This is a genomic window from Arthrobacter sp. UYEF20 (assembly GCF_040546335.1).
In the GTDB taxonomy this organism is placed as follows: Bacteria; Actinomycetota; Actinomycetes; order Actinomycetales; family Micrococcaceae; genus Arthrobacter.
In genome coordinates this window covers 1-7,334 of record NZ_JBEPNP010000051.1, presented here as the reverse complement: position 1 = coordinate 7,334, position 7,334 = coordinate 1, and the positions used below count along the sequence as shown (strand labels likewise).

Sequence of the window (7,334 nt, the reverse complement as noted above, 5' to 3'; positions counted from 1 at the left end):
GGCGTCGTCCTTGTACTTCTGGCTATACATCTTACGGTCGGTCATTGTGAAGAAGGGCTCCTAACAAGCTGTCTCACAAAACCATACGGCCGCAATATTCACCTACTTACTGCGTCTGTGATGTCGGTGGTTCCGAAGCGGCAGGTCCAAGGGGCGGGCCCGCAGTTTCCTTCCAGCGTCTCTGAATCGCGCGGGATGCTCGAGGGCCGATTCCCCACACCGTCGGGTTAGGGCATACCCCAACCAAGCGTCAGGACAGCGGCGGGCAGTCATGTCAGGTTCGGGCCTAGGGCGCTATTAATTGACACTTGTTGCCGGGGATCTCAGGATTCAACCTGACCCTTTTCGTTAGGAATGCAATGTGGCCGGGTAGCGCATCGGATACATCAGGGACAGCAGCCTGGACCACAACACGTCGCGGGCGGGCGAGCGGGATCAATAAGAGTGGAGCCGGGATTCGAATAGGATTGACGGCAATGGCTTGAGTCGGTTGGGGACGACACCGTGCCTCAACCACGAAAAGGATCCCATGGCCCGCAAAGTACAAGTTCAGCTGATTGATGACCTTTCGGGTGAGGAAGCCCAGGAAACCGTCCGATTTGGCGTGGATGGTGCCGAATATGAAATCGACCTGTCGGCCGGTCATGCCACCGAACTTCGGGGTTTGTTCGAACAGTATGTCGCTCATGGCCGGCGTCTCCGCGGCACATCAGGCACTTCGGGCGCAAAGACCGCACCGATCGGCAGGGAAGAGACCCGGAAGATCAGGGAATGGGCCCACGCCAATGGGTACAACCCCAGTGCCAGGGGACAAATCAGCCAGGACATCAAACGGGCCTACCACTCCCGGGCATAACGAGACGCCGCCGCCAGGGGCAGACAGCCGGGCTGGACCATGGAGGTTGACCCACATTTGCGCTGTTGTCGACGCAACGGAGAAGGTGCGGCAGGGAAACAGGCGTCTGTGGGCACCCAGATCAGACGAACCGCCACAGCCGGTAAACGGCGTATGCAGTCGACTCCTTCGAATCCGGCGTGGCCCCGTTTCTTACGCCAGGTGATGTTATCTAGATGTAGCTTTTGTGTGGCATCGAAGGTTGCTTGCAAGTAGTCTGGTTGTACTGAACCAAGCGAGGAGTCGAACATGTCTATCGACGCAACTGTGGGAACGGCGGCTGTCCGCACTAACGAACTGGGTATCCGGGAGATCGTTCGCCGGCTCAACGCCGGTCTCGGACCGACGCTGGTCGCGGGGCTGACCGGCAGCAAGGACCGTCGCATCTCCCACAAGTGGGCGAAGGAAGACGGACCCGAACCGAACGCGGCCGCCGTTCGCCGGCTCATGTCAGCAATCCGGCTGTGGACGGAGCTTTCCGATGCGCACGGCGAGCATGTGGCCCGGCTGTGGTTCATCGGCTCGAACCCGTGGCTGGACGAGGACTCACCCGTTGAGGCGATTATGGAAGACCGCTTCAAGGACGTTCGCGTAGCAGCGAACGCCATGCTCACCGGGGGCTTTTCCGGTTGAGCCCACGCATCTGCAGGACGACCGGCCTGGCCTTGGTCCCCGGGCCGGTCTCCGGGTTCCGGATTGCCACCGCCACCTACGGCGCGCTGAATCCCGAGAAGCGCCACGACGGGGAGCCTCGTGACGATTGGAGCCGCTGGGACACCCCCGGGCGCACCCTTTACATCGCGGATACGCTTGAAACGGCGTTTCGCGAGTGCCTGGCCTGGGCACGGATGAAGCCCAGCCACAAGAAGAAGCTGGGAAAGCTGGCCGCGCTCTGGGGCATCACACCGGAGGAAGTAATGAAGGAAATCCAGGATGACTTTGCCCGGCTCGGTCACATGCAGCCTGGCCACCTCCCGTTCTCCTGGCGGGACTCGCGCCTGAAACACGTCATCGACGTCCCCAAGAGTGCCGGTTCGTGGGCGGACATGGAAGAGCAGGCCACCCTGGACGCGCTGTCGTTGGGTCCCGCGGCCGACATCATGCCCTTCACCGGCCACGAGGAAATCGACCGGGCAGCCGCATTCTCGAACGATCGGAATGTCACCACGCGCATTGCAGAATGGCTCCGTGGCGTGACTCTCGATGACGGCAGCGAGCTGGCCGGCGTCAAATTCAAATCCAGGGTCGGCAACGGTACCTGCTGGGCTTACTGGATGCGCCGGACGGATCTAGGGTTGGCGGAGGTCGCCACGGCCACCGCCGGGGTGGAAATCTCATCCAAGGAACCTGCGATGGCCGCCGTCACGGAAGCGTGGGAAATCCGCACCTGGTAGAGGTCCGATCCATGCCGCGGACGTATGCGCTGTTATCGGCGTTGGACTGCCGGCCCCTTACCTCCGGGGCAGCCGCAAGGCGCCGGCCTTGCTATGTGTGCCCCAACGCTGGAGCGAGCTGGCCAAGGTAATAGTTCTTCGGCCAGTGCCTGAGCCGTTGCGGAAGCAGCGGATAAACCCTGGCCAAAAGATTTATCGTGCGTTCGAAACACAGACGGTGCCGCCGGTTCCACGGCAGCCGGAAGTCCTTCCGAAGCTGGCGCGGCAGGAGCCCTGCCGTGATCAGGCGCACCAGGGGCATGACCAGGCGCATTACGGCCGGTCCGGCTGACGGATAAAGCAGGTCACGTGCGACGCGCACCGCGACCTCGTCGGCTTCCAGTCCGGCCAGGGTGCGGTTCCAGTATTCGCGGAAGGCCGCCCTGTCAGCCGGCCACATCTTCTCCGGCAACTGCAGGGCAGTGCCGATCTTGGCGTACTCGCGGTAGACAACATCGGCCGAGGCGTCGTCGAGCGGACCATGGATTTTCTCGTGGACCGTGACCATTGTGTCGTACAGGGTTGCAACTACCCAGAGCTGGGTTTCGGCGTCGAAGGCGTTGTACCCCCTCGAGGTGGCGTCCGGCTGGCGGAGGACACGGGCATGGGCCCGGTTCACGACACGTCTGACGGCGGCCACCTGGCCCGAGGTGCCGTAGACCACGGCGTAGACATAGCTCATCGTGCTGCGGAGCCTGTCCAACGGGCGCTCGGAGAAGTTGCTGTGCTCAGCGATGGCATGACCGATGGCAGGATGGGCGATCTGCAGCAACACGGCGCGCCCCGCGCCGGCAAGCAAAACACCCTCCGCCCCGATGTCGGCAAGTCCACGAACCATTCAAACACTGTACCCGAGCGGTTTTCTGGGGCTGTGGCAGGTCCGGATGGCCCCGGCAGGACGTTCTCATTCCTAGCCCCCGGTTCACTGCAAGGCTCGTACTCGGATGGGCGCCGCTGGCACGGCCCCGGCTGCTGGGATCAGGTGCGTCGATGCAGTGTGTGTTCACCTTTTGTAGGGACTATCGGCCCCTGTCTCAGTAAAGGATCGATTAATGAGACAAGCTGGCCGCTCTCCTGGGGGCTTCAAGCTTTGACGCCGCGCCACAGTGGAGTTTGACGCTCTTGGGCGGGGTTTTGTGATCGGTTGGTGTAGCCTCCAGGAGCACGCGCCGAGCGGCTAGCCGTCGACTGCCCGCGACCGTCTAGCACCCTGGGACCGGTTTTCACCCCGGGAGCCACCGAGCGGATGAAGCGGCACGCCTCCAGCCGATCCTGGACCAGGTGAACGAAAAGCCCCTCGAAACCGACGCGGAGATCCTCGCCGCGTTCACCGTCCCTGACTCACTCGAGGGGCTCCTTCCGGATGCGTAAGCTCCTCAGCGAAGCCACCGCCGAATCCGGCGACGGCGACTCCGTGACCGTATAGGGCTGGTCCGAGGACGTCGTCACCGCCCCGGACGGCACCACGCTCGCACTCCGGCTGCCGGGGGCGCAGGCCGCGTTGATCGTCCCGCCGCCTCGTTGACGGCGCTGTTCTCGCCGAATCCCAGGCGGACATCGCCCGCCGGTACTTGCGCGAACAGTAGGCGATGACATAGCCGGATCAGCTCGGCAGCCTGCGCCGGATGGCCGGCGGACGATGAACCCTCACCCTAGGAGCTGGAGCGCGGCTGCGCCATCCGCGTCCAGGTAGCAACCAGTAGCACCTTGTGAAAAGTGAGGTAGTTGGTACTCATGTTACTGGTGGGGCACGAGCGTAGGCTTGTTGTGCGCCGGGGGACCGGAACGGGGGCGGTAGGAAAGCCGGGCCTCCACGCGTACTTCTTTGGCAAGCAAGGAGAGACCGATGCACCTTTCCAACGCAAAGCCGGCGCACCCACGGCCGGGCCGCATCACCCGGGCGGTCGCGAAGGCGGCACACCGCCTCCGAGAGTCCCGCATCCCGTTCCGCACCGGTCAGGTGGTCGTGGGAGATGACCCTTTCAACGGACGCCGAGAGGGCACCATCGTAGTCATCCGCTCGCCCCATCTGGGGCTGCGAATCCCCGGGACGCCGTCAGGAAGCCTGGTTTTCTTCGACCACCGGAACGTGCGGTATCCGGAATAGACGCCGTCCCGACCGGCCCAATAAGCCACCGGCCCGGCCCGATACAAGGAGTTCGATTTCCATGCTGGCTGCGAACTCGCCGACCGCCTACCTGACCATCGCCGAAGTCGCAGCGATCATGCGGGTGTCCAAGATGACCGTCTACCGGCTGGTCAGGTCCCAGGCCCTGGCCGCCGTCCGCTTCGGAAAGTCCTACCGCGTTCCCGAATCAGCGGTGGAGGGCTACATCCGGCAGTGCGCCACAACTGCCGACTAACAGCCCTTCTGATCTGCCCGTTCGGGACGGACGCCCAGCCTTCGCAGCATGGCCGGTTACCCGGGCGATCAGCCGTCACCCGAGGAGCTTGCCCGCGGATGATGACCCGTCACGCCGCTGCCTAGGCATCACCGAAGTTCGCGGCGCGCTTGAGGCTCTGTGCGCCCGGAAGGCCTCTGAGCGGATCACCGAAACCGAATCCCAGGAATTGAGGGAGCTCGCCCAGCAGATGGAGGATGCTATCTCGCGAGGAGACCGCGAGTCCTACTCGGCGTGTAACCAGCGGCTGCACGCCAAAATCATCGAGGTCAGCGCCCAGCCGACCGCCGCAGCAACCATCGAGAGGCTACGCGGCCAGGCTGTCCGGTTCCAGTTCCAGCTTGCACGGCAACCGGGGCGGCCCAGTGTGTCACTTCCTCAACGTCTGGCCATCATCGACGCCGTGTGCCGCCATGACCCGGAAGGGGCTGCGGAGGCAATGAGGCTGCTCTTGGAAAGCGTGGCCGACGCCATTCGCGCAAGCAGCGTGTAGCTGATTCCCGTCGTCGTCTTAGGCGCCTTCAGTGCCTGGATTGATCGGCCGGATCCGGACGGTGCCGCCCACATGGAGACTTCGGGGCTTGAGGACCAATGCTCGGAAGAGTCACGCTAGGCCGGTGGCGGCCAGATGGCAGGGATTCTGAGCCGCAGCTGCTGTTACGCCGGGCGGGGGGAGCCAACGGGGTGGCCGTCAGTTTCAGTGCGCTGCGGGCGTTAGTGCTCGGTGCCTGCCGCAGCAGCCTTCTTGGCGTCTTTCTCGGCGTCCTTCTCGGCGCGCAGAGCCTCCGCGTCGTGTTGTTCGTCGGCTTTTTCCTGGTGGATGACCGCTGCGAAGAGCTTCTCCATCTCCTTGGCCACGCCGGCGGCTGAGGCCGGGTTCTGGCCGGTCACCAGCCGGTCGTCAACCACGACCTTTTCCTCAAAGACATCAGCGGAGACGTGGGTGGCGCCCTGTTCCTCAAGTCGGTCTGCCAGGAAGAACGGGATGACCTTGTCCTTCCCTGCGGCAACCTCCTCGTCGTTGGTGAAGGCGGCCACCTTCCGGCCCTCGACGAGGCGAAGCCCGTTCTCCAATTCCACGTGCAGCAGGCCTGCCGGCCCGTGGCAGACCGCGCCCACCAAGCCGCCGGCGTTGTAGACGCTGGCAACCAGATTCTGCAAGCCTTCGCTGTCCGGGAAGTCCCACATGGTGCCGTGGCCGCCCACGAGATAAACGGCGTCGTACTGGTCGGGATCAACGACGTCGACGCGGGCAGTGTTGTAGAGTCCGGCGCGCGTGGCCTCGTCCTCCGTGAAGGCAACCTGGATGGGATCTTCTGAGTCCACCTCGTCGCGCGGGGGCTGGCCGCCCTGGATGGACGCGAAGTCGACGAAATGCCCGGAATCCATGAAGACCTTCCAGGGATGTGCAGCCTCGGCCACGTTGTAGCCGGTCTTCTCGCCCGTATCGCCGATCTCGGAAACGCTGGTCAGTACCATCAGAATTTTCTTCATCAAGTGCTCCTATCGTCTAAATTCCACCCTACGCCAAGCCCAAATTCAGGCCCACCCCCGTCTTAGACGGTGGTAATCGTCTGCCCCTCGAATCGCCCGTACGAGGCCTCCTCGGCCGCTGTCAGATATTCATATTCAGCCATACAGGCTCAACGAACCGAGGCACCCATCGTTACCACGCGGGATCGGCTTAGCGTGACTTTCCCGAGCTTTTGTCCTCAACCCCCAAGCACGCGAGTTTCTCCAAGCAAGTCTTGGCGCTGGCAGCGTGGAGTGGCTACGAGGACCGGCCTGGGCATTTCAACAGTCCATGGGCTTGGTCTGGTACTACCAAACGACGAACCCACGCATGAGTGACCTCGGTCGAAATACGCTGCGGAGGATTTTGGATGATCCCGACATCCAGGCCATCCAGACGGCCGTTTGGCGGCAGTGAGGGAACCAGCTTCGGGCTCCGGGGAATCGGCCATTAGCGCTCCGAGAGCATGGCACTATCGCGTGCACTTCACTGCCGTGGCAGCAGAACCGACCGTGTCTCCAAAAACTGTAGGTTCTGCGACGTCAAGGGTGCCTTGACTGACATTTAGACGTCGCTTCTCGTGGAGAAACCGGTACTATCCGGCGGGGCCATCGAGAGGCTAAGCAGTGACAGGGCCGCGCAGCTCCCTTGGCGTTGGGACGTGCCTCGACACATTCCTACCTCAGCGTGGGGATGAGCTAGACACTTTAGTCGTGCAGGACCAACTGGTAGAGGTTGTGGTCTTGCCATTTCCCGGCAATCTGCAGGTATCGCGGGGCCATACCAATCTGCTGGAACCCGGCCTTCAGAAGTCGTCCGCACCGATGAAGCGGCTCCGACCTGTGCTGTTGTTCGGGAGATCACTGATGCCTTGGGGGAGCAGTGTCTCCAGCGACGCATGCACATGCTTGACCCAGTTTCCGATCGGCCTGTTCACCATGCCATCGTCGCAGGAGCCTTCGCTTTGGCCAATGCCCAAAGTTGTTCCAGCGGTAAGTGAGCTGCCGCGGAGTTCTCGGACAGTGGGCCCTCTTAAAATGGGGGTCTACTGAAAGTAGAGATCAGCATGACTGCAGCACGCCGGCGTTTCA

At 62.9% G+C, this 7,334-nt stretch carries 8 protein-coding genes; 6 read left to right on the top strand and 2 right to left on the bottom strand.

The genetic code is table 11. The features are described from left to right. Positions 1 to 529: 529 nt before the first annotated feature. From ABIB26_RS23375 to ABIB26_RS23365, 3 genes are all read left to right on the top strand, one after another. Positions 530 to 856, top strand: a complete 327-nt coding sequence (locus ABIB26_RS23375; protein ID WP_354248569.1) for a histone-like nucleoid-structuring protein Lsr2 — start codon at positions 530 to 532, stop codon at positions 854 to 856. A gap of 288 nt (positions 857 to 1,144) precedes the next feature. After that, positions 1,145 to 1,528 carry a hypothetical protein gene (locus ABIB26_RS23370; protein WP_354248567.1) on the top strand — a complete coding sequence of 128 codons (384 nt, stop codon included), beginning with the start codon at positions 1,145 to 1,147 and terminating at the stop codon, positions 1,526 to 1,528. Then, the gene (locus tag ABIB26_RS23365) at positions 1,525 to 2,289 is read left to right on the top strand and encodes a hypothetical protein (RefSeq protein ID WP_354248566.1); all 765 of its coding nucleotides are present in this window, start codon (positions 1,525 to 1,527) and stop codon (positions 2,287 to 2,289) included. Before ABIB26_RS23370 ends, ABIB26_RS23365 begins: the two co-directional genes overlap by 4 nt. 91 nt (positions 2,290 to 2,380) lie before the next feature. On the opposite strand, the gene ABIB26_RS23360 is transcribed toward ABIB26_RS23365, so the two are convergent. Next, positions 2,381 to 3,166: an oxygenase MpaB family protein gene (locus ABIB26_RS23360; RefSeq protein WP_354248564.1), complete on the bottom strand. Its 786-nt coding sequence runs from the start codon at positions 3,164 to 3,166 to the stop codon at positions 2,381 to 2,383. A 1,008-nt stretch (positions 3,167 to 4,174) separates the two neighbouring features. On the opposite strand from ABIB26_RS23360, the gene ABIB26_RS23355 reads away from it, so the two are divergent. The 3 genes from ABIB26_RS23355 (at position 4,175) to ABIB26_RS23345 (ending at position 5,223) form a co-directional block, all read left to right on the top strand. Continuing rightward, positions 4,175 to 4,435, top strand: a complete 261-nt coding sequence (locus tag ABIB26_RS23355; RefSeq protein ID WP_354248562.1) for a hypothetical protein — start codon at positions 4,175 to 4,177, stop codon at positions 4,433 to 4,435. 61 nt (positions 4,436 to 4,496) lie between these two features. After that, positions 4,497 to 4,691, top strand: a complete 195-nt coding sequence (locus tag ABIB26_RS23350) for a helix-turn-helix domain-containing protein (RefSeq protein WP_354248560.1) — start codon at positions 4,497 to 4,499, stop codon at positions 4,689 to 4,691. A gap of 88 nt (positions 4,692 to 4,779) precedes the next feature. Then, the gene (locus tag ABIB26_RS23345) at positions 4,780 to 5,223 is read left to right on the top strand and encodes a GntR family transcriptional regulator (RefSeq protein ID WP_354248559.1); all 444 of its coding nucleotides are present in this window, start codon (positions 4,780 to 4,782) and stop codon (positions 5,221 to 5,223) included. Between the two features lie 221 nt (positions 5,224 to 5,444). Here the strand turns inward: ABIB26_RS23345 and ABIB26_RS23340 are convergent, their stop codons facing one another. After that, positions 5,445 to 6,224: a type 1 glutamine amidotransferase domain-containing protein gene (locus ABIB26_RS23340; protein ID WP_354248558.1), complete on the bottom strand. Its 780-nt coding sequence runs from the start codon at positions 6,222 to 6,224 to the stop codon at positions 5,445 to 5,447. Positions 6,225 to 7,334 lie beyond the last annotated feature (1,110 nt).